We start from the raw sequence: 24253 nt of genomic DNA on the forward strand, positions 1-24253 counted from the left end.
AATGACATGCTGTGCTTATTATGATAAAAATAATAATTGTGTTGAAACTTACTTACAGCACATTTACTGTATGAACTTAGTTTGGGATAAAATAAAGAAATATTACATGAAAAATTTAGCTAGAGTATTAGGGAAAAATGTCGATGTTGATAGGCTTATGAGAATAGCCTTTCTTGCTCATGATGCTGGTAAATTATTACAAGCTTATTTGAATAAAAGAGGAAGCTTTCAATATAGACATGAAATAGTTGGAGCATATGTAAATAAAGAATTAACAAAGGCAATTAACAATGATTATGTTTCTAATGTTATTGCAACAGCCGTTTTATTACACCATGAGGGAATAATATTAAGTGCTTATGCTGGGAAATATAATGAGAGAATAATACCACTTTCAACTATCAAAAAGGTAATTGAGATTTCAGACTTTACTTACATATGTAATGATTTAATGCAAGATCCATATTATGAAAAAGTAAAGAAATATTATACCGACGAAATAAACTTAATGGATAGCATAATGAGGAAAATTGATAAAAACAGAGTATACGATACTATTAAGGATATAATATCCTTTACAATAGTTGAAGGACTAAAATTTAGAAACAAAGTTGCCTCAGTGTTACACTTACTCTCTGTAGTAGATTCTGTAAGTGCAACATTAGATAGAGGAAATAATGAAGAGGATGCAGGTACACAAATATCCAGATTAGCTTTAAATGGAGCTGAACTAATTAAGGGGGTGAAATGCAAATGAATTGCATAATTACTCCAGGTCATGGAATAATAACTGATTCATTAATAATGCATGGAATTATAAAAGTTTATGGAAATAAAATTTCTAGAGTTATCAGAGTAGGAGAAAAGTTCGTAATATGTGGAGATTTTAATACACCTAATACATCATTTATTGAGTTAATGAAAGAGGAATTAGAACTTGCTATCAATAAAACAGATGACAAAACTGAAATTAATAAAGATATTGTATCTTCGTCTGAATACTTATCAAAAATTAGGGACGCAAACATAAATAAGTCTGTTTTACCAATTTGGTTCAACTCTTTCTTAGATTCAATAAATGTATTAGAAGAAAAAAAGGAGGATCTAAGCAAAATATATGATTTTAAACATAAAGAGGAAAACAAAGAAGGGAGAAAAAGTACGAAAAATAAGAGAAGAAGTACGAAAAATAAAACAGTCTATTTACCACTAGGATACATTTATGGTAAGTATTGGGTTAATAATAAGAAAGTTGAAGATGTATCTTATCAAGTTTGCAATCACTGCTTTGCATTTTCAAATATAGGTCTTCAATCTGGAGTTATTCTAATAAATACTATAGTGAAAAAGGAAAATACTACTGATGAAACCAAAACCTTTATATCATTAATTCCCGACAGTGAAATAAGTGGTACAGATGCACTACTTTTACAAAGGTTTACTGAGGGAAAAACAATAACAATTTATGATACTGAAATGACAATTCCAGCTTCATTATTATATTCATTAAGCATAGGAGAAACCTTATATTCGTTTAACACCAATATATCAGTATTAGTTTGGAGATTAAAATTATCTAACCAATTTCAGAGAGCGTTACAGCCGTTAATTTTAAACATAAATACTATTCTCGATAAGATAGCGTTAATAAAGGCTACTTATCCGTACTTTACTAAGTTATTAGAATATTTCATTAGTAATAAAGATGAGAGTAATAAAGATGGAATGGTAATAATGACTGAACTAGCTAGATACTTAATTTATAGTACAGAAGATGTATATAAGGTTATAAGGGACATTTCGATGTTTGTGAGTAAGAACAACCTTGATGTAGGATCAGTTAAAGATTTAGCTGAAGTCCTTTTAAGCTTTCAGTACAGTAAGGAATTTTACCGTGGTCAATAAACGTAATATAATACTAAAACTAATTTTTTCCTCTAATTCTTAGAATAATTGTAATCAACGGAAGTATAAGAAAAACAATTAATAGGTTTAGATTTATAATGCTAGTGAACTAGAAAATTAGCAAATATAGAAATAGAGAAGAAAAATGAAATAACATAGAATTTTCATAATATAAGTGACTCTTATATAGGTAGATTAGCTCACGCTATGACTGATACTTTCCTTATCATTTAACGTGTAATTTTCTTAGTTCCATAATGGCTTATTAACGGTTGATGGACATGGGACGATACCGGTGACTGCTAACTTTCAATTCCATAGAGGATTAACTTTACTTCGTAATGGGGATGTTTATATTTGCCATAGGATTCTTTCAATTCCATAAAGGATTAACTCGAGGAAGCCTGTAGTTATTCCAGTAGATACGATAGAAGCTTTCAATTCCATAAAGGATTAACTTCATCACAAGGGATGAGGTAAAAGAGAGAAGGTATTCTCACTTTCAATTCCATAAAGGATTAACCTAATTTCATACCACGAGCAACAGTGATGCCTTTAAAACCACTTTCAATTCCATAAAGGATTAACCCTAGTCGCACAAGAACCGTTAAGGCTAAACGACGAGGTTCTTTCAATTCCATAAAGGATTAACAATGCTAAAGCTAGTAAAATCTCGAATAATAATCTTCTCTTTCAATTCCATAAAGGATTAACCCCGAAAGGGAGGCGAATACCCCACGACGTTAGGGATGAACTTTCAATTCCATAAAGGATTAACAGAGACGCCAAAGACTGGTAAAGTTGTTGCTCTTGATTTCTTTCAATTCCATAAAGGATTAACAAAGCTGGAAGAAATCGCGCAGAGTTGATCGTGAAGGAGGCTTTCAATTCCATAAAGGATTAACGGGGAAATCTTGATTAAAAAAATAATTGGGCAAAATCCAGGCTTTCAATTCCATAAAGGATTAACTTGAAAAAAGAAAAGAAATTCAAATTGATTTTTATATCTTTACTTTCAATTCCATAAAGGATTAACTAGGAAAGCAAAAGCCAAGCAGCGCGCTGCCAGACCCACCCTTTCAATTCCATAAAGGATTAACTAATAATCTTTCCAGACGTTTTAGATGAAATTGAAAAACTCTTTCAATTCCATAAAGGATTAACACAATGCAATTGCCGTTCTATATGATAATACAGTAGGAATCTTTCAATTCCATAAAGGATTAACTTGTTGATGATACTGATGGTGAAATTGTTGTAGAAGTATTACTTTCAATTCCATAAAGGATTAACCGATGACGGATTCAGTGTCTCGTGCACGAGCGAAGCTGATGCTTTCAATTCCATAAAGGATTAACATATTGTACAAATGGAACACTATAGTAACTGTCTATATTCTTTCAATTCCATAAAGGATTAACTTTTGCCTACCATTAACTGACGAGAAATAGTTTATGGCAATCTTTCAATTCCATAAAGGATTAACTGAAGATTTTTAAACTGTTCCTTATTTATATTTACTCTTATTCTCCTATATAAGTTTTATGTTCTATTTTTCTTCTATATTTTTCTCTCAAAATTATTAATTCCCGTGTTTTTCCGGGAAATTTAGGTTTTCTCTAAAGAGGTAATTAATTTAGGCTAACGTCCTACCTGTCTTGTTATTAAGGTTTAACGTCTTTCTCTTACAAACACGGGAACAAAAATTCAAAAAACTGTATCTAATTATATTCTATAGCATCTATTATTATTTCTATCCAAAACTTATATACTTAACATACTGTTTCCATTACTATAACCTTATAAGCAAATTAAGGTAGACTAAACAAATCAATTTTATTTTCTATTTTTCTCACGTACATTTTCTCCTTACTCTTCACTCTTCTAACCCGACTTTTTCCGGGAAGGTAATATTTTCATTTCCTTTCGAATACTTTTACTTATCTCTCATTTCCTTATTTTATTAAGGAATTTTTTCTCCTTTCCCTTTCTCACGTTTATTAGATTTTATACAAAAAATACATTCATGAGATCTCAAATATTAAGACAATTGAGAAGGCTTCACTCTTATAGGGCCTCTGACCCTATAGAGGAGGAGCTAAGAGGGTGGAACTATACAACTCCACCAATAAAGCCTAGAAGATATTTCTCTCTTTCAATGGGTGATGTTGCCTATAGATATTGTGATACTAAAAGAGACGTATATCTCAGAAAAGTCTTAAAAGTATCCCCAGAGACTAACTCTTACCTTGCCTTAGGCTCATCTGTTCATGCTATATTATCATATTTATCTCAAGAAATAGTTAAACTATCGTCTTACAAAGCGTGGGAAATACTTGAGATTTTACTAAGAAAAGCTGAAAGAGTAACTAAAGATCTTTGCCCTAACTTTTACAAATATTGCTTAAATGTCTATAAAGCTTTTTTAGTTGACTTTATCTCAGACTTCTCTGACTCCACTGGATTTTTACCAATAATTTCAGAGTTTAAAGTTGATGGTTCTCCTTTAGGTCTCTCATCAAAACTTTCAATTGATGCAATTACTCAAATGTCTTTAGTTTTGGAAGCTAAAGTTGGTAACAGTCAAGATTTTCATAAATTAGCTTTAGCAGGTTATGCTTTAGCTCTAGAGAGTGCAGTTGAATTGCCTATTGATTTTGGTGCTTTGCTTTACATTAATGGAGTGAACAAAGAATCTCCAGAATTTAAAGTGGAGGTTTATTATATTTCTTCAGATTTAAGAAAGATGTTCTTAGACTATAGAGATGAGGTTATTGATTTAATTGCTGAAGGAAAAGATCCTGGAGTTTCATTAAATTGTTCTCAATCATGTCCCTTCCTCTCTTACTGTAAAAAAGTTAGTAAATGATTAAGAGTGAGTGAGATGAAGACCTTAATTATTTCTGATCACGGTTCATTTCTCACGGTAAAAAATAAGATATTTGTGTTAAAGAAAGACAAAAAGAAGATCGCTGAAATTTCTCCATCAGAGGTCGATGAGATCTTAATAACAGCCTCTATCTTAGTTTCTACTCAAGCTATTAGATTAGCTATATCTCACGGGATTGACATAATATTTCTTGACATTAGGGATTCTCCATGGGGAATAATTTTACCTTCTATCGCTACTCAAACTGTAAAAACGAGAAAGAGGCAATACGAGGCTGTTATAAATAATGAAACTAAATATGGAGAAGAGATAATTAGGAGTAAAATATACAATCAAGCAGTTCACTTAAAATACTGGGCTAGGAAAGGAATAAGAACTGACTATAATTCTTTACTAACTAAATATTATAATGAAGAACCAACAGCTGCTAGAGTCTATTGGGGAAACTTAGCTTTAATTCTTCCTAAAGACATAAATTTCCAAGGGAGAGACGTTGATTCAATTGACCAGTTTAACTTGGCATTAAATTACTCTTATGCAATCCTTTATAATAGAGTAATGAAATACCTCTTTATTGCTGGTCTAGATGTGTATCTTGGTTTTATTCATAAAGATAGATCGGGGAATGAGAGTTTAGTTTTTGATTTTTCAGAGATGTTTAAGCCCTATGTAGACTTTATTTTAGTGAGAGCCTTTAGGGAAGGGTTTAGACTGAAAGTAAAGGAGGGGTTAATAGATAGGGATAGCAGAAGTGAATTAGCTAAGATTATTGTTAAGGGTTTGGAAGAGAAAGTAAAGGAGGAAGATGATCATAATCCAAAGAGTGTAAATCAAGCTATTAGGGCTCATGCTGTTAAGTTCGCTTCATCTATTAGGGAGAAGAGGGATTATAAAGGGTTTAGATTGGTGATGTAGATGAAAAATTCTAGTATAATTAAAAGTGAAAATGAGCACTATCCTCTCTATAAAGAGAAGTCAATTCCATTTAAACTTATGAGATATCTTATATATTTATTACAAAATATTGTAAAGCCGAATAGAAATTTTTCTAAAGACTTAAAGATACAACAACACAGAAGTTTGAGAACTACAAAGAATATAAAAGGGTGAGAACATTATAGTTTTAGTTGTTTATGATGTCTCAGATGATGGAAAGAGGAATAAGTTAGCAAATGAGTTAAAAAAATACGGACTTGAGAGAATACAAAAGAGTGCTTTTGAAGGGAATTTAGACCCACAAAGGATTAAAAACCTGATAAGAGTGATTAAGGAAATTATAGATCCATCTACAGATATTGTTCATATAGTTCCTTTAGGTTTGAGAGATTGGGAAAACAGAATAGTAATTGGAAGAGAAGAAATAGTTAACCAATTAATAGTTTAGATGATTGAGATGAAAATAAAAGGGTGATAAAATGGTCAGTGTAACAGACTTAAAGGACTTCTTACTTTGTCCAGTTATTCCTTGGATAAGGAAAAAGCTTAATTGGAAAGAACCAGAGACTGACGGACTAAGGATAGGAAAGAAGATAAAAGAAAAAGAGATTGTGAGTTCATTTCCAAATCCAAAATACTTTCAAGTGTTTTTAAGGGATAAAAGCTCTGGTTTGCAAGGAATCGTAGATGTGTTAACTTCCGACTCTGTCGTAGAAATCAAAGCATTTCCTAGAAAGTATTTCAATCACTTTAGAGTTCAATTACTTTCCTACGCTTTCTTAGCAGATAAAAATGGTTTTAGAATAAAAAGAGCTATACTCTTTATGGGGAAGGAGATGAAATTGAATATAGAGGTTGAAAAAGAACACATTGAATATGTCGAAAAAATTACGGAAAAAATCAATGAAGTTTTAGATAACGACTCTCCACCAACAGCAAATCCTCCACCCCTCCTTTGTAAATCCTGCCAATATAGGAAAGTTTGTCCAATTGCAGCCATAACGTAATAAGAAAAGGGAGGATCAATAGGTTAGTGTAAATGAAACATTATAATATTAATCACTAAGGGTTTACCTTGTAGATCACAACGAAGTCTTAATAGGATGATGTATGGTTCTGAAGTTGATTAAATTCCATTTTCGATTAAAAAATCAGTTAAAATAAAGATCAATTTATTAAGCTTCTGTGCATGCCCTGCTAGGGATCTACTGTACAGATACAACAAGACTAATAAAATACTTAAGAAGTATACAAGACGATCAGCGGGATCTACTATATAAATGTAACTGTAGGGCAAAACAAAAAATCGGCCAAGTATATGCTTTATTCAAGATCCACAATGTGCTCAGTGACTCATGTTTTTGCATTATTAAACTTCTGTATATGTTCTACTTTAGATAAATATCTGTAATTTGCAATTCCATGGTCTAACTTTCGCACTTAGTATGCTCTACTTTAGATAAGTATTTTTTACTTTCATTATGAATAGTTAATGCGATCTTACCCAAGGGTGTAAGTTCAATTAACCTATCTTTACCTTTAATTACTATATATCCATATTTCTTAAAGTCTGAAAGTTTATTTAATACGGTTTTCTCGCTTTTTCCTAAATCAATAGCTAGATCTCTTGGTCTTATGCCATTATTTTTGTCTATAGAATATAACATTTTTATTTCCTCATTAGAAAGGTCTCTTGACAACGAATTAACTTCTTCGGAGTTGAAAGAAATGACTTTTGCACCTCCTCCCTCATCCCTAACATAAACAGTGTATTTTTTCCTACTAATTAAGATTGAAAGAAAAAGGAGAGTATTCAGCATTCTCATTCCAACCGATAGTTCAGTAATTATTGGCTCTGGAAGAGGTAATAGTAAGTCTATCAACTGAGAAAGTGTAGACGGAAAATCAGATAATGAAATTTCATGAACTTCAGGTGAAGGATAATTTAATCGAGAGGAATTTACTTTCAAATTTTCTATTGCAACCTTTACTCCTTCTAAGATGGGTGAAGGAACTACAATAACAAACCTATCCTCCTCCTTGGCTGAAGTTTCTGTTAACAACCTTAAGAGGTAAGTCTCTGAAAATCCTATGGTAACAAAGTAAGACTTTACCATGAATTAATATTGGTATTACCAGTATAAATTTTTTTATATCGAAAGATAAAGAATTTTAGTTTTTGTTCCCGTGTTTGTAAGAGAAAGACGTTAAACCTTAATAACAAGACAGGTAGGACGTTAGCCTAAATTAATTACCTCTTTAGAGAAAACCTAAATTTCCCGGAAAAACACGGGAATTAATAATTTTGAGAGAAAAATATAGAAGAAAAATAGAACATAAAACTTATATAGGAGAATAAGAGTAAATATAAATAAGGAACAGTTTAAAAATCTTCAGTTAATCCTTTATGGAATTGAAAGCACCTCACACACGTTTGCGAAGTATACGCTGGATTAACAGTTAATCCTTTATGGAATTGAAAGTATACTGGTGGAACCATAGGACCATATACAGAAAGCACAGTTAATCCTTTATGGAATTGAAAGTAATCTATTATATAATCCATAAATGATTTATGAAATATAGGTTAATCCTTTATGGAATTGAAAGCAGAAATATGCTTATCAGCAAATTGGCTAAGCTAAACTGGTTAATCCTTTATGGAATTGAAAGCTTTCTACTCTACAATCCTTTTTGCTACTATGCTTCAATGTTAATCCTTTATGGAATTGAAAGACAACGTATATACAATACTACTCATTGATTTTGCAAAAGCTCGTTAATCCTTTATGGAATTGAAAGTTCTTGTGAATTTTCCATCGATTTATTAGTTGTTTAAAATCTGATTGTTAATCCTTTATGGAATTGAAAGATTAAATTTGAAATGGTTCGTCTGATAAAGTGATTTTTTCAGTTAATCCTTTATGGAATTGAAAGCCTAACGCAATGCAAAAAGCACCTTTGGGCAACTTAAGACGTTAATCCTTTATGGAATTGAAAGCCAATAGCGAATTGAATTGGTAGTACATTAGGGCTAGGAATGTTAATCCTTTATGGAATTGAAAGGCTATCTTAAACGCTCTAAACCTATACAAAGCAACTGTATAGTTAATCCTTTATGGAATTGAAAGAATAGATTTTATCAAATATGAAATTTGTGCCAAAACACCAGTTAATCCTTTATGGAATTGAAAGACATTTATATTAAATAGTAGTAGATCCACTACTAGATTTAAGTTAATCCTTTATGGAATTGAAAGTTTTGATAATATTGAAGTAATTTAGCTGAGCCAGTCTGATGTTAATCCTTTATGGAATTGAAAGTTCCGAGTCTGTGGGAGTATTGGCGCTTTGGGGTAGTACGGTTAATCCTTTATGGAATTGAAAGACGTCCCATACCTTAGGATTATGCCACGCTTGTATCTTTAGTTAATCCTTTATGGAATTGAAAGAGAAATATAGCAAAAATATTTCTTGAAGCTGTTGACAAGGTGTTAATCCTTTATGGAATTGAAAGCAGTTTTTCATTCACAAGGTGCATTATCTTTGAAGCGTAGTGTTAATCCTTTATGGAATTGAAAGTAACATCATTTGGCAATTCTATGTATTCCTCTGTCGTCAAGTTAATCCTTTATGGAATTGAAAGCTCATTTTTGGTAAGTTAGGTTTATGGTAACATATTTTTAGTTAATCCTTTATGGAATTGAAAGTTAAAGATATTCTTCTCCATCTATTATGCCATTCCACGAAGTTAATCCTTTATGGAATTGAAAGAATCAACGTGCACATTCTTAACGAATTTGAGTATAAAAAATACTGTTAATCCTTTATGGAATTGAAAGTTCCTAAATTGGTTTTGTACAGCACCTAATGTAACTGGAGTTAATCCTTTATGGAATTGAAAGACACTTTCAGCAACAAGATTAGGTTTTGATGTTACACTGAGTTAATCCTTTATGGAATTGAAAGAATTCTTTTTAGGTGACTGTCCTAGTGGGGTTACACTTATGTTAATCCTTTATGGAATTGAAAGGTTGGTATTATCTCACTGCATAACTCATTTATTTCATCAGTTAATCCTTTATGGAATTGAAAGTTACCTCCTCAAGGCTTTCCTACGGCGTCATCGCAACTACGTTAATCCTTTATGGAATTGAAAGGTCACATTATCACCAACATCAAGTGCCTCAGCAACTGCACAGTGTTAATCCTTTATGGAATTGAAAGAAGTGGTCGATATTATCCATTCTCTAAATTCACGAAGGAGTTAATCCTTTATGGAATTGAAAGTTTTATTTACCAATGCGTGACTTTTGTTTTTTGCATAATAGGTTAATCCTTTATGGAATTGAAAGAACTAATGCAACAAAGCCCATTATTATCATCAATGGTCAAGTTAATCCTTTATGGAATTGAAAGGCAGAGCTCGGCCTGAGAGCGTGTAAGCATGCGCTGAATGTTAATCCTTTATGGAATTGAAAGGACATTGATACTGATATATTCGTTAATTGCCAGCCTATTTGTTAATCCTTTATGGAATTGAAAGAATGCTTTACCTATTGTCTTATTCATATAATCTTGTAGTGCCGGTTAATCCTTTATGGAATTGAAAGATTTTATTATCAGAATTTCAAAAATATTGCAAATAGATGAATGTTAATCCTTTATGGAATTGAAAGATAGAGAATTGAAACTTCCAGCGAACGTCTGCGATAATGATCCGCGTTAATCCTTTATGGAATTGAAAGATGTAAATTGGATCTGTATTATTTGGATCCGCAATTATAGTTAATCCTTTATGGAATTGAAAGGATAAAAAAGAACAAGACGTTTATGTAGAAATGGAGATTTACGTTAATCCTTTATGGAATTGAAAGTTCTTCAGCGAGCTCAGCAGATTTATCAGCATGCCCAATAGTTAATCCTTTATGGAATTGAAAGAAAATTTTCTTCGCGACTTCTATTATAGAAAATATCACAGTTAATCCTTTATGGAATTGAAAGGACAATTCGTACAATAATTTCTGTACATAGGCTAGTTTAGGTTAATCCTTTATGGAATTGAAAGGTAATTGCAACAACAAACAGATTTGAGGAGTTAGATAAAGGTTAATCCTTTATGGAATTGAAAGATAACGTTCATCATATATCATCCTTTTATCACTACTATTTATGTTAATCCTTTATGGAATTGAAAGGACAGGTTTAACAGAACGTTAACCAAAAAACGTGCGTTAGTTAATCCTTTATGGAATTGAAAGAACATATTATTTCGCGCGTCGTAAATCAGATTCGCAAACGACGTTAATCCTTTATGGAATTGAAAGGTAACAAAGTTAGATGATGCGTATGAGGTTGATACGTATTTTATGTTAATCCTTTATGGAATTGAAAGTATTCCAGCCCCAACTCTCATCAGAAGGTGATATTGATTGAGTTAATCCTTTATGGAATTGAAAGACTATACTTTTTGTGAACTCATATAAAAGCTTTCATGACAAGTTAATCCTTTATGGAATTGAAAGTTCATAACTCATGAGTTGTGAAGGTATTTTTTCTTTTTTTGTTAATCCTTTATGGAATTGAAAGAGCCCCTTCAACTTTTTCCAGTAGTATAGTTTTATTCCAGTTAATCCTTTATGGAATTGAAAGTCAGGACTAGTGCCGGGATCCCAGCACGGGAATTTGGGTTAATCCTTTATGGAATTGAAAGAATCTATCGCCAGGCTTGATGATAACAGGCTTTATGTTTAAGTTAATCCTTTATGGAATTGAAAGCTAATAACGGAAAAAGATCTAGTAGTAGAATTAGTATTTAGTTAATCCTTTATGGAATTGAAAGCTGTTTTTTATTTTTTGCTCATACGTCAGCACTCGTTATGTTAATCCTTTATGGAATTGAAAGACACGTTTGCCTTAAACAGTGATAAAGAGTTCAAAATGGAGTTAATCCTTTATGGAATTGAAAGAGAATTATTTACATGGTAAGAGGGAGACAGGGCAACCCGCTGTTAATCCTTTATGGAATTGAAAGAGACTGGGATAATACAGCGATTATATCGTTCGCATACTTGAGTTAATCCTTTATGGAATTGAAAGTAGTTCCATTGTTCTATATCCTTGTATTGATAATTGTACCAGCGTTAATCCTTTATGGAATTGAAAGAATAAGCATACTTTTTGCCAGGATATTCATCATAGAAGTAGTTAATCCTTTATGGAATTGAAAGGTTTACAATTTTTTACCCCCAGTGAAATTTTCATTTGTATCAAGTTAATCCTTTATGGAATTGAAAGATAAAACAAAATCGGACGTGGTAGATGGAACAGATTTATCAGTTAATCCTTTATGGAATTGAAAGGTTTGGCCTGGTGTTCAGTTTGTCTCTGGAGCCTTTAGCCGTTAATCCTTTATGGAATTGAAAGATGTGGCTTGATGATATTAGAGCATTTGCTTTATCCTTTAGTTAATCCTTTATGGAATTGAAAGAAAAATCCAGTTGTAGATGAATTCATGCCCTATTTAACTTGTTAATCCTTTATGGAATTGAAAGCTAATGGTGTTGGTTTGGTATCTTTCTTGGTCACAGAATGGGTTAATCCTTTATGGAATTGAAAGCATGAATGACCCGCCCCCCGCCGTAAAATGGCGAAGTTTGTGTTAATCCTTTATGGAATTGAAAGCATACGTCAAGTTTCTTTAAATCAAATCTACCTCTAGTTTGGTTAATCCTTTATGGAATTGAAAGTATATAAGCTTTACAAAGAGAATTTTGAAGAGAATTTTGGTTAATCCTTTATGGAATTGAAAGATTATATATTGAGGGTGAAAAGATGGCAAACCAAATTGTTGTTAATCCTTTATGGAATTGAAAGTTTAGAAAGCCAAAAGCAGCTGGGGGAGGAGCCAGCGGAGGTTAATCCTTTATGGAATTGAAAGATTTGTCTTCTGTAATTGGCTCTAGAATGGACTGTCATTGCATAAGTTAATCCTTTATGGAATTGAAAGTTGAACAAGATATAGACAATTCTAAATTTGTACACTGGAGGGTTAATCCTTTATGGAATTGAAAGTGATAGATCGCTCTTTGAGGACCAGTGACACCGTATGCTGTGTTAATCCTTTATGGAATTGAAAGTACTATCATTTCTTCTATTTCAGTGCTTGATGTAGAATATGTTAATCCTTTATGGAATTGAAAGAATTTAGGCATAAACTTCTATGATGCAATCAACAATAATTTCCGTTAATCCTTTATGGAATTGAAAGGACAATGTGACCTTGATGATACTGTTTGTGATGTTAACATGTTAATCCTTTATGGAATTGAAAGAGAAGCATAGCCTGGGGGCTTCTATCCACTCTTCCGCTAATGTTAATCCTTTATGGAATTGAAAGCATTTCTCTTACATCGTTAATTGATAATTCATCGTTTAGGTTAATCCTTTATGGAATTGAAAGTATTTTTTTATCACACTGTTGTGATTATTTAGTTATATGTTAATCCTTTATGGAATTGAAAGAAAAGTAGTATTCATCTCTTCTTTTGCCATATCTTCTTCAGGTTAATCCTTTATGGAATTGAAAGAAATTCTTTGCCTTAGCCCATAATTGTTGTATGTCTTGGAGTTAATCCTTTATGGAATTGAAAGGCTATAATCCCTGCAATAGCACCATCGTGATTACCTTTCCTAGTTAATCCTTTATGGAATTGAAAGTATCAGTCAGTCTTACTATCTTTCTTCTTCCATCCTCAAGTTAATCCTTTATGGAATTGAAAGTAATTTATCGCTTTTCCATTAACAAAAACGTTAAAGTTCGTTGTTAATCCTTTATGGAATTGAAAGGTAAGCTATTATGCCTCATTGTTTAACTATGCTTGGCAACCAAAGTTAATCCTTTATGGAATTGAAAGTATCTTTCGCAATATTCTACAATGTTATTGTATATCTTTTGTTAATCCTTTATGGAATTGAAAGCTACGTCATTATTTATCTTGTCGAAGAGAGTAGGCATATCTGTTAATCCTTTATGGAATTGAAAGTGCTAAATTGTAAGTCTATATTTGGATTCATGTTATAGTTAATCCTTTATGGAATTGAAAGGCTATTTTTGGTAATATTGTTCATCATGCTGTTGAAGACTTTGTTAATCCTTTATGGAATTGAAAGCTTGACGTAATCGAAAGAATCCTCAATGTACAAATGCATACGTTAATCCTTTATGGAATTGAAAGTCTCCGCTAGTCTTTTTATTCCATATGTACAAACTTGCCTTGTTAATCCTTTATGGAATTGAAAGCACTAACAACTGTTTCATTGATATGTTCTTTATAAAGAAGTTAATCCTTTATGGAATTGAAAGTATCTAGCCCTGGCAACTGGAGAGTACATTGCAGGTAGCGCGTTAATCCTTTATGGAATTGAAAGTAACAAACCCTCCAAGTCCCCTAGGCTGGATCACAGGTGGTTAATCCTTTATGGAATTGAAAGATATTCACAAACACGTAACAGTGTTATATCCAATTGGGCGGTAATCTTCTATGAAATTTTAAGATAAGTGACAAAATTCTTTGTATAACTAGAGCACAAATTGATAATCTTCTATGAAATTTTAAGAAATAATATTAACTGAATTTTACAACACAAGCTAACTAGGTGGCCTCCACATGAAACTATATGTAGCTGGAGGTGGATTAAATATGTCAAATATGTACACATTTCCTATCGATTTCATATTGTATTGAAATGGTGTTTTAGTCGAATTATCTACTTGAATCAAGCTAGGTTTCCAGGGTAATTCAAGCCTAAATTGTAAATAATATAACGGAGAGGAAATTAATATATTTTCAAAACTATAATCTATTCCATATCTCTCAATTATCTCTTTTACTGTTACACCGTAGTAATGTTTAATCCAACTGAAAAATTTTATTTTAGCAAATTGACCAGCTTGTAAAGGTGGGTTAAACGTAACGTCAAAGATCATCATATTATCTTTCTGATGTGCTTCACACTCGTAGTTAACATTACCTAAATTTAATGGGTCAATAATACTAATTTTTCTGCATTTTACAATTGTAGGCGGTAAGGGTTTGTAAAAATCTCTTATTGTTGCAAATAGTCTCTCTAATTTTGTAAATGGTGTAAATAGATATGTGTAGCTCCAGGTTTTATTCCCGGTTTCAGATTCTTTAATTACATACTTTGCTTGAGGTACATAACGATCTTTACCTAAGGAATAAGCTTTTCCCCTCACTAGTTTGTCTCCTTGAATTTCTACAGTGCCATTTTGAACAAACAAGTTGTTAACTACATCAAGGACGTTATTTCGAAATGTTTTCTTAAACTTATCATTAATTTCTGAAATTGGAATTTCTTCTTCCTTTGAAAGCCTATATATTATGTACGAAACAAGCTTAATGTGAGAAGATGTAAGAGGGTTCACAAGTTATGTTTTAAGCGAAGATATAAAAGCTTATATAGTTACAGTTTCTGTTGATTTTATTCTTTCAGTTAAGTACTTTGTTTTTACAAATTCGTTAGTTTAGCAAGCACTTGATGTTATTACCTAACATCTATAGTTAATTTTTTCCTTTTAAAGTTTAATGAAGAGAATGTAGTTTTCCTTATTTTAAATTGGAGAGAAAGCATCTAATTATAGTAAGGAAATTTCATGACGAAAATAATAGGAAGTCTTTGCAAAGGATTTCCAAATCGGATTTAGATATGGTACATGACTGTTTATAAGCATGTCAAATTATATGCGAAGTTTGTTTTAAAATTACCCTTTCAGTTTCTGCTTCGAACCCTATTTTCTAGTAATACTCATTATTCTGGAAATAAGTTTTAAATATTTATGTTAACTTTTTTTATCTATGGTAATGAAGAGAATTAGAGATCCTCTTTATGGACTTATTTCTATTGATGATGACCTTATTAAATCCCCTTACTTTCAGAGGTTAAGATATATAATTCAAAATGGAATGGCTTACATGGTTTTTCCTTCAATGAATCATACAAGATTTGAACATAGCATTGGAGCTTATCACTTATTGGTAAGAATGAAAGATAAAATAGATAAAGTTTTTGAGACGGAGAAAAACGATTTAAGTCTAGATTGGGAAACCTTGGAAAAATTAGTCTTATATCATGATATTGGTCATCTCCCTTTTTCACATACATTTGAAAAGGCCTTTGAAATACTAAAATATCTCGATAAATACCTCAACAATAATTCAAATAAGTATCAACAAATAAATTCGTTTATAAAGAAAGAAATAGGCATTACTAAAAGGTCCGAGAAAATTCATGACTATATAGGAATAGTAGTATTAAGATATATGAATGAGGATGAGGTTGCAGATTTAAAGAAGGAAGTATATGTAGATCCAAAGAGTAAAGATTCAAAATTAGCTAGGTTAATCATAAATTCTGACCTTGATGTCGATAGATTAGATTACCTACAAAGAGATGCCTACTTCGCTGGGGCAAAGTTTGGTTTAATTGACGTTGATAGACTTAGAGAGTTCGAAATCGAATACATCAGTGCTCTAGACGGATGTAAACCTGAAAGATATTTCTACGTATTTCAACCTAAAAGCATTGATGATTTAGAGCATTATTTCCTCGCAAGATTTCACATGTATAGTAGCGTTTATGAACATCCGGTAGTTTCAATCTATAATGGTATTATGGCTTACTTTATTGCTTATGCAATTTACAAAGATTTGATAGATTTTGAAAACATAACTAAACCTGAGAAGTTCTTATACTTTACTGATGATTCGGTTTTGCATTTACTAAAAAACAAGAAGGATGACCCAGAATTTAAGCATTTTTATGAGGCAATTATTGAAAGGAAAAAGTATAAGAAAGCTATCATATATTCTGATAAGATAGCAAAGAATTTTAGCAAAAACTTTAAGAACTATAAAGATAAAATATACAATTTCCTAATAAAGCATGGCGGAAAAGTAATTATAACAGATGAATATGTAAAGTCTGATATAAAAAATATCTTGATTCATGTAGGGGACGAATATAAACCAGCAAAAGATAGCTTAAAAGTACCTCACTCAAGGTACAAAATATGTGTAGGCGTATATAATGATGAAAATTTGATTAGAGAAGTTAAAGAGTACTTTGAAGACGAATTTAAAATTAAATTAGAATTCAGAAATACCTAGGCCTCTTAACAATTCTTTTTCCTCTTGAGTGAAAGTGACTTTATGGCCCATGTAATGAAGCCATAATTTCTTTGCTGTTTCTACTATGACATTCTCGTTATATTTTTTGATTACATCTAAGTATTTAGCACACTCATTTCCATCAATACGTGGATTTAAGTACTCAGTGAATTTTATGCCCTCTTCAGTGTATTCGAACATACTTATATCGTCACTCTCTTTTGAAACGAGAACGAATGAAAGTGATTGAATAGTTAAATCATTAAAATTAGGTAAATTGTGCTTAAAGCAATTAATATATCCGTTAGCCTGAAGTTTTTCAAGTGATATCATGATATAATAGTTATTTAAGTAGATATTATAAACAACTACTTTCATAATTCACTATACTGAGAGAGGTAACTGAAAGTAATTGAGGATTATCAAAACTAATGTCACATGAGCCAACAAATTTTTAGCTAGAGAATGTCCGACAATTTTATTATTGTAATAAAAAGTTGAAAAACTATGTTCTCTATCTGAAACTTAAAAGAAGAAAAATAAGATAGTAAAAAATAGAAAGATTAAGCCATAATATAGTACTCCTACCAATTCACTGAGTAAATTACTTAGGCTATTAGAGGCTATAGCATGTGTAACCTTTTCTTAGTGAGTCTAACGACATTACCAATTAATTAGATGACTTATGAAAAAGAAAGTTTATATGATTAAAATTAATCCGTTGCATTTCCAATGAAAAAGACATAGTTCATATTAATTCCTATTTAACAAATTTTGTAAAAAACAAGATTGTTAATCACACTCTACGCAAAAGTTTTAAGTTTTTCTCCCTAATTTCTATTCATAATGATATTCATTTTAAACTTTGAACTTACCCCTTCACACGATGCAATAATCCCTCCTTTCACTTCAAAGCTAAGCAGAACATTATTCCTTGAATTTTCTCCCTCCTATTCAAAATTAATTGAGAGTGAGGAAAGCTATAAACCAATAAGAATAACAGTGGTAAAAGATGAAGGAAAACCTCTTTACTCAACCGGAAAAAGAAAGATTACACTAACGGGAGGAAAGACTTACTCCTTTTCTGTAAGTACGATGAGAGAAGAAATAGTAAAGGAAGCAATAAAAGTTGACAGCGTTAAAAAAGAGCTATTTAACACAACTTTTGACGTTCAATTAAAAGACGTAAAGATAAAAGAGGATGTAGGGTTAGAAGATTCCCGCTTTTACAAAGTCTACTTCAGAACGCCAGCATTGATTCAACCTCCCCGTCCTAGAATTAAGAATAAGATGAATAGATACGTTTTATTCCCTTACGTACCATTATTTTTAGCCTCTCTTGTATCACATTGGAATAAAAACATGAGTGAGAAAATTGTTGGACTCACTGGAAGTAAGACTTTATACTATTTTAGAGAAGTTAATTACAGATTAAAACCAGTAACTGTCTATTACGGTAATATTCCAAACAGAGGATTTATTGGGTGGGTTATATATGAGTTAAGGGCTAAGAGAGGGAGCAAGATAAGGGAAAATGTGAAGAAATTATTAGATTACGGAAATTACTTTGGAGTTGGAAAAAGTAGAAATATTGGCTTTGGTGAAATTGAGGTTAAACTGTTGAGTGAGAATGATAAATAGTCTTTTGTGTCTTCATCAGTCATAGTTTAAGTGTGACAATCCCGAGAATGATAAATACACTGTGTGATTAGAAGCAAAAGATCTCAGTGAAACTGTAGTTGATGAATGATAAAATCTGTGCGTGAGCTTTTTATATATGCTAAAGATTAAGCAATTATTGGAAAATTATAGAAATAATTAATACCTCAACGACATTAAAGGCACACTCAGAGTCTGAAACATTCCATTTTTATAATTTAGTGTGTCTGTAAAAGATTTAAATACTTATTTTTACGATAGTATAGTTAAATGGAAAGTTGTAACAAAGGTCATGATAAGATTTTATATGATTATTTATCAGCTTATTTACAAAAAATTTCAAATCATTCAGCCTCCTACCTTCATGATATTTTTAAGGCTTTATTTGTAAAAGGTGACTCAGAGTCCGAAGATAAGTCTACTAGCTCTCTTGAGGAAATGTATAGGAATTACGATCGAATAGCTAGTATTGCAGAACAGAGTAAATGTTTTATCCCTAACAATGTAAAGATCATGAATATACTGAAAAATTTACCTTCTTATATTTTAAATCCGCTTAATTTATCTCCAATAATATATCTCTCTAAAAACCTTAATCTATTTAAGACAACATTTCAGCCTAAATTTAAGGATTTAAGTGAGATATATTTGAAGGATTATTTAGATTCTAAATATGGAAACAATACTTTTAATAATATTAAATACAACATATGTAGTAAACAAAAGTTAGATATTAAATCGTTTGAAGTTCTTGTAGATTCTATTAGGTTTTTTCCTCAGAGGAGTTGGATTTCAGGTAATGATATCTCTTTATTAGCTCATCTTAGAGGAGCCTTATTAGCAAGCCTTGAGGATATATACCTTGTTGAAATAAATAATCCATTTTATTCAAATTTTATTACTTTGAAAGACGCTGAAGGAGTTTACGCAATAACAAAAGTTTTCTTATATCATTTAAATAATTGCCTTTTCGAAAAAGTTGATCAAAACTTCAATGAGATATTAAAATCTATAGCTGATGTAGATAAATTGACTGAATATTCAAACGATTTGTATAATTCTCCTTTAATCGATTTCTTTACCCCCTTTGTTTTCTCTGCTGATCATGAGAAGATAAGATTTTTCGTTAAAAACAAAGATCACATAGAAGAGTGTATAAAAGAGGGAATCAATAAAACTTTAGATGAGGTGTTAGATAAATGGATTTCAAAAGATAAGCTAATAGAGGACAGTGTCTCTATTAACGTTAGAATAGTTGCACATGAACACATTGATGATAAAGACGAAAAATATGTCGAGAACGCTGAAATTCTGAATAACCTTTTAAGCGTTAATGAGAAAGGTGGAGAGTTAACTCATATGCAAATAACTTTTCAAGGTGCTGAAACAAGTAATGAATTATGTGAGGTTTGTAAAAGGAGGAAAGCTGTAAAATTAAATGATAAACTGAAGGAAATTCTAGGAAACGATGTAAAGTTATGTAATGTGTGTCTTGCTGTAAGATTATCCCCATTTCATGTAGGTAGGTCATCCTCACTTAAGAAGGGAGATGAGGAATGGAACCTAAATGATATTAAAAATAATGGATGGAATTATTTCTTTATAAGTAGTGGAAATAAAGGGAGGAGTATTGATGATATTACAGATGGTTCTGACGATGTTATTTTTATTGCAATGAAGCTTAACCTAAAAAATTATAAGGAAAGAATAGTAGAGTTAAACAAATATTATGACGAAATGAAAGACGAATTATATAACTTAGTAAAGGACGATATAAATAAATATTTGGGAATAGTAAAAGAAATACTCTTAAGTGAGAACATATCGAAAAATAAAGGCTTTGAAAGAGTTAAGAATATATACGAAAAATTGAAAGAAAAAATGAATTTTGACGAGTCGTTAAGTAAAAAATTCTTTGATACCTTAATTATGAGTAATAGAAAAGGTAGCAGAATAGATTTTTCAGTAGTTACTGACTTTATTATCCATGAATTTTTAGGTTCTGAAAATACTAATATTACTGAAATTAAGAAATTACCAGATATCATAAATATCATAAAAGAAGTATTAAGACAAAAGTCAAATGATCTAAATAACATAGGAAGCATAATTTTAAGTAAGATTAATACAATAAAAAATTTAAGAGAAAAGTTAAGAGAGCTGAAGGAAGTAATGAAAAGTGATTCTGTAGGTACTACTCAAGAATCTACTGTAAAAACCGATCTAGTGAGAGAGACTGAAAAAGTTCTCGTTGATATTCCTAAATCTCTTGATAGAGAATTTAGTATTAGATTGCATTTTTCCATATTGGGAGAAGAATTATTAGCTATGATGTATTATAAGAGAATTAAACAGTTAATATTAATAAATCCGTCCACATTCACACCGCTAGTTTTAACAGTGATAAGAAAAAGCGATTTGAGTAAATTTATAGAGATACTTAAAGAGTTAAATAATGTTTTAGGTGATGAAATATCTCCTATATCAAACTCTGTGCTAATATACTTAATTAAGGCAAAATCCTATACTCCTATCTCAATTATATTTTACATTCTAAATGAGGAAATAGATGAGAAAGGGAATTCAGATTCTATAGGAATCGTCCCAGTTATTGTTGGAAGAAATAATATCCCAATAGGTCCTCTTAATGTATTCAGCTTGAAAGAATTTTGTGAAGAATATGAAAAATTACCAGAAGACATAGAGAGCTTTTCAGAATTCTTTGAGACTTCAAGTGAAGATATTCCTTACCCTGAATTCAAAAATTATAAAAAATTTGTAAATGACAATATTTACAGTTATGTCCAAGAATATATTAAAAGAGAGAAAAAAGCTCCGTTCTCTATAAAATATAAGAGAGAGGATAAGTTACGAGCCTATATTGCTAGATTATTAATGTAAAAGTCAAGCAATTAATTAGAGCGTTACATCTCTAAGCAATGACAGACTACCCGAGGTAGTAATTTATTATACAAAAGGGATTTTTCGACAGAATATATCAAGGTCAAGGAATTTCTACCATAAGGACTTTCCGGGTATAACATAATCGTCCCACAATATAAATCAAGGAATTTCTTTCCCAGTGAAAGGGGGTAAAAGCAGAGCCTACAGAGTGATATAGATTAAGGAATTTCTTCTACTTCTACTGTTAGTCTGCCAAAACCTCGTGATTTAAATCTTCCTAGCCTAACTAAACCTTTATTAATCACCTCACACGCATTTTTTATTACTTCAACACACTCATCATCTTCACATAAAATTTCTACTTTAATTTCTGATTTAGAAGTCTCAACAGTTAAAGCCTTTCTATTTTCTTCACTCAATTGCCAACTAAATAAAAGGTTAGATATCTCTTCTAATTTACCTTCTAAAGACTCATTATTTGAATCTACAGTCACTTTAACTATTCTCATCTTACCCCTAACTTTAGTATTTCCGAAGGTTCTACATATTATGCATGGTATTCTAACTTTACGTTCTTGCATGCATTTTTTAGTCTGTTCAATTATACTACGAATGTTTTGGTCATAATTACTAGGATCTATAAGATCTGCACAAGTTAAAGTGAATGGTTTAATTCCATTTTTCATCATTAGAGTAGATGATATAAACTCACAAGACTCCGTAGAATAGGAGTAGACTGCAGCAGTCCTAAGAAATCCCTTTATAGTTGACGGTGGAATGAATTTATGCTTAGGATTTATTCCGAAATAAAATTCAACTTTCTTCTCTTCTGAGGATAAAGAAGAGGAAATAACATAAGGAGTAATTGGTTTGAATTTAAGGAGTAATCTCTTCAAGGATCATCGACCTTATTATTTTTATAATCTATAACTAACTTCAGTAGGCTTAGAGCTCTCTCTCCTAGTAAATTTTTATTAATAATGCAATTAGATAAACATAAAAGGTAAATTTGTTTTCCCTTATATTCAGCCCTAACTTTCTTACTTTTCATATAAACTACTTCGCCAGTAGCAGTCCTTACAACAAAATCCCCCAGTTCTTCACCTGGTATAGAGTTAAAAATGTCAAAAGATAAAGTACATTCTCCGTCAAAACCTGTATCAATCTTGAAATTCACATCTCTATTCTCAATTAATAAGGTAATATTTGTCATAATAATTCCATCACCCCTCTAGGTACTATTCTAACCTTCTTACCTTGTTTTTCTAACTCCTCTTTTGCCTTTTCAGCCTCATTTAAAGTATCATATTCCCCTAAAACTGCATTATTTTCATCTAGTAATTGTAACCTGAATTTTCCCTCTTCAACCACTTCTAAAGATGATAAAAGTAATGGTGGAAAAAGTTTTTCTAAAAGAGGAATCTTAAGGGTAGGTGGATTAGGTTCACTTATTTTAAGTCTTACATTCATTCTATGACCTAAGAAATTAATGCTTACTATATCATCGTATATATACAACTTGAAATTACCATAACCAGATGTTCCTCTTCCTCCTATCCAAACTTCCCCTCTTTCAGCCTTTTTCCTTAATATATATAAGGCTTCCTTAACTTTCTCCAGTTTACTATCATCTAACACTAACAAGAAGCCTAAGAACTTTACCCCGGCCGGTATTACCTCTTCTGTAAATAACTTATGTTCCTCAGCAGTACCCGTAACTCTATTTATCGCAACATGAGTAAGCCTTTCTAATAAAACGGGAAAAGGATCTATTGCAATAAGGTCTGTAAACTTCACATATCCTCTAATTCCAGATGTGCCAAAGACTTTACAAACCTCACATATGGGGTTTCTTCCAGTTATTCTCATCCAGATTGTTTTGTTACATTTCGTTGTTTGATCTTCTATTATGCTTATATTTTCACAACGATCGAAATCTGAAGTCGAATAACAAGCTTTTTCTGGATTATAGCCAGTAACGTCGAAATAAATTAACAATAGCTTTTTGAGAACCTCTTCAATCTTATTTTCCTTTACTATCTTCTTACAATTCTCACTATTTGAAAAATCAATATTAAGACTCGATGGTTTTTCACCTGACAGCATCCCAGCATAATAAAACTTAGAAATTTCATCACAAAGCTTGTACGCTAGAGAGTTTTCATTATCATGAAGGAACTTTTTGTATTTATCTTCCAGTTTATTTATTCTATCCTCTAATTTTTTCTTAAATTCTTCTCCTGCTATATTACCACTTCTTCTCAAATATCTTTCATAAGTAGATCTAAGTAAACCCTTAAATGAGGTTGCAGGAATAGCTGGAATGTAATAAATGTCGTTAGCTTGAAACGGTATTTTATAAGTTACTATATCAGCTGAGGAGTAATCAAAATAAACTCCACTTGAACCAATCCTAGTAATGGATAATGTCTCAAGAACTACTGGAATTACTTTCATAAGAGACACCAATAGATTTCCTTATCACATTCTCTAAATCAGATATAACACTTTTTATATTCACTTTATTGTTTTGATCTCTCTCACCTAGTTTTCTGAGAATTCTCTTGTATTCCTCTTCGTTGTCAATCTTTTCCAAATTGAATTGTAAACTTAAAATTAACCTATTAATATCATTTTGAGACACTGTATTACCAAACTGTTGAATCAAATCGTACTCTTTTAAAACTTGTATCAACTCCTTAATCCTCTCTATGTAATCCTCCTTTTTCTTGTCCATAAAATATAATAGGTAAGCATGTTTATAAATAAT

At 31.2% G+C, this 24253-nt stretch carries 16 protein-coding genes and 2 CRISPR repeat arrays; of the genes, 9 read left to right on the plus strand and 7 right to left on the minus strand.

Going from position 1 to position 24253, the window contains the following annotated elements:
* Position 1: 1 nt before the first annotated feature.
* From ACAM25_RS13315 to cas4, 6 genes are all read left to right on the plus strand, one after another.
* On the plus strand, positions 2-757 hold the full coding sequence (locus tag ACAM25_RS13315; protein ID WP_369610182.1) for an HD domain-containing protein: 756 nt from the start codon (positions 2-4) through the stop codon (positions 755-757).
* On the plus strand, positions 754-1905 hold the full coding sequence (locus tag ACAM25_RS13320) for a hypothetical protein (protein WP_369610183.1): 1152 nt from the start codon (positions 754-756) through the stop codon (positions 1903-1905). The genes ACAM25_RS13315 and ACAM25_RS13320 overlap by 4 nt, the downstream gene beginning before the upstream one ends.
* Positions 1906-2211: 306 nt before the next feature.
* A CRISPR array of direct repeats spans positions 2212-3391; the repeat unit is 24 nt; unit sequence CTTTCAATTCCATAAAGGATTAAC.
* Positions 3392-3931: 540 nt separating this feature from the next.
* Positions 3932-4774 carry a type I-A CRISPR-associated protein Cas4/Csa1 gene (gene cas4a, locus ACAM25_RS13325; RefSeq protein ID WP_369610184.1) on the plus strand — a complete coding sequence of 281 codons (843 nt, stop codon included), beginning with the start codon at positions 3932-3934 and terminating at the stop codon, positions 4772-4774.
* Between the two features lie 15 nt (positions 4775-4789).
* Positions 4790-5710, plus strand: coding sequence for a CRISPR-associated endonuclease Cas1 (cas1, locus tag ACAM25_RS13330; RefSeq protein ID WP_369610185.1), 921 nt, complete (start codon positions 4790-4792; stop codon positions 5708-5710).
* Between the two features lie 199 nt (positions 5711-5909).
* Positions 5910-6179, plus strand: a complete 270-nt coding sequence (gene cas2 / locus ACAM25_RS13335; protein WP_369611696.1) for a CRISPR-associated endonuclease Cas2 — start codon at positions 5910-5912, stop codon at positions 6177-6179.
* 31 nt (positions 6180-6210) lie between these two features.
* On the plus strand, positions 6211-6738 hold the full coding sequence (cas4, locus tag ACAM25_RS13340; RefSeq protein ID WP_369610186.1) for a CRISPR-associated protein Cas4: 528 nt from the start codon (positions 6211-6213) through the stop codon (positions 6736-6738).
* Between the two features lie 420 nt (positions 6739-7158).
* Here cas4 and csa3 read toward each other — a convergent pair whose 3' ends face one another.
* Together csa3 and ACAM25_RS13350 are read right to left on the minus strand one after the other, a co-directional pair.
* The gene (gene csa3, locus ACAM25_RS13345) at positions 7159-7848 is read right to left on the minus strand and encodes a CRISPR-associated CARF protein Csa3 (protein WP_369610187.1); all 690 of its coding nucleotides are present in this window, start codon (positions 7846-7848) and stop codon (positions 7159-7161) included.
* Positions 7849-8127: 279 nt separating this feature from the next.
* Positions 8128-14350: direct repeats of the CRISPR family, unit length 24 nt; unit sequence GTTAATCCTTTATGGAATTGAAAG.
* 31 nt (positions 14351-14381) lie between these two features.
* The gene (locus tag ACAM25_RS13350; protein WP_369610188.1) at positions 14382-15179 is read right to left on the minus strand and encodes a hypothetical protein; all 798 of its coding nucleotides are present in this window, start codon (positions 15177-15179) and stop codon (positions 14382-14384) included.
* A gap of 430 nt (positions 15180-15609) precedes the next feature.
* Here ACAM25_RS13350 and ACAM25_RS13355 point away from each other — a divergent pair, with 430 nt between their 5' ends.
* On the plus strand, positions 15610-16920 hold the full coding sequence (locus tag ACAM25_RS13355; protein ID WP_369610189.1) for an HD domain-containing protein: 1311 nt from the start codon (positions 15610-15612) through the stop codon (positions 16918-16920).
* On the opposite strand, the gene ACAM25_RS13360 is transcribed toward ACAM25_RS13355, so the two are convergent.
* Positions 16900-17253: a hypothetical protein gene (locus ACAM25_RS13360; protein ID WP_369610190.1), complete on the minus strand. Its 354-nt coding sequence runs from the start codon at positions 17251-17253 to the stop codon at positions 16900-16902. The genes ACAM25_RS13355 and ACAM25_RS13360 overlap by 21 nt on opposite strands.
* A 513-nt stretch (positions 17254-17766) precedes the next feature.
* On the opposite strand from ACAM25_RS13360, the gene cas6 reads away from it, so the two are divergent.
* Positions 17767-18561, plus strand: a complete 795-nt coding sequence (gene cas6 / locus ACAM25_RS13365) for a CRISPR-associated endoribonuclease Cas6 (protein WP_369610191.1) — start codon at positions 17767-17769, stop codon at positions 18559-18561.
* 288 nt (positions 18562-18849) lie between these two features.
* The gene (locus ACAM25_RS13370) at positions 18850-21480 is read left to right on the plus strand and encodes a hypothetical protein (protein WP_369610192.1); all 2631 of its coding nucleotides are present in this window, start codon (positions 18850-18852) and stop codon (positions 21478-21480) included.
* 221 nt (positions 21481-21701) lie between these two features.
* On the opposite strand, the gene ACAM25_RS13375 is transcribed toward ACAM25_RS13370, so the two are convergent.
* From ACAM25_RS13375 to ACAM25_RS13390, 4 genes are read right to left on the minus strand one after another with little or no spacing between them, the layout of a single operon-like run.
* Positions 21702-22379 (minus strand): RAMP superfamily CRISPR-associated protein, encoded by a 678-nt coding sequence (locus ACAM25_RS13375; protein WP_369610193.1) that lies wholly within the window; start codon positions 22377-22379, stop codon positions 21702-21704.
* The gene (locus ACAM25_RS13380) at positions 22376-22696 is read right to left on the minus strand and encodes a clan AA aspartic protease (RefSeq protein WP_369610194.1); all 321 of its coding nucleotides are present in this window, start codon (positions 22694-22696) and stop codon (positions 22376-22378) included. The genes ACAM25_RS13375 and ACAM25_RS13380 overlap by 4 nt, the downstream gene beginning before the upstream one ends.
* A complete protein-coding gene (locus ACAM25_RS13385) occupies positions 22693-23940 on the minus strand; it encodes an RAMP superfamily CRISPR-associated protein (RefSeq protein ID WP_369610195.1) in 1248 nt (415 codons plus the stop codon). Before ACAM25_RS13385 ends, ACAM25_RS13380 begins: the two co-directional genes overlap by 4 nt.
* Complete coding sequence (locus ACAM25_RS13390) at positions 23915-24220, minus strand: hypothetical protein (RefSeq protein WP_369610196.1); 306 nt, start codon at positions 24218-24220, stop codon at positions 23915-23917. Before ACAM25_RS13390 ends, ACAM25_RS13385 begins: the two co-directional genes overlap by 26 nt.
* Between the last annotated feature and the right edge of the window lie 33 nt (positions 24221-24253).

Origin of the sequence: Sulfurisphaera javensis (genome assembly GCF_041154675.1) — an archaeon.
GTDB lineage: Archaea > Thermoproteota > Thermoprotei_A > Sulfolobales > Sulfolobaceae > Sulfurisphaera > Sulfurisphaera javensis.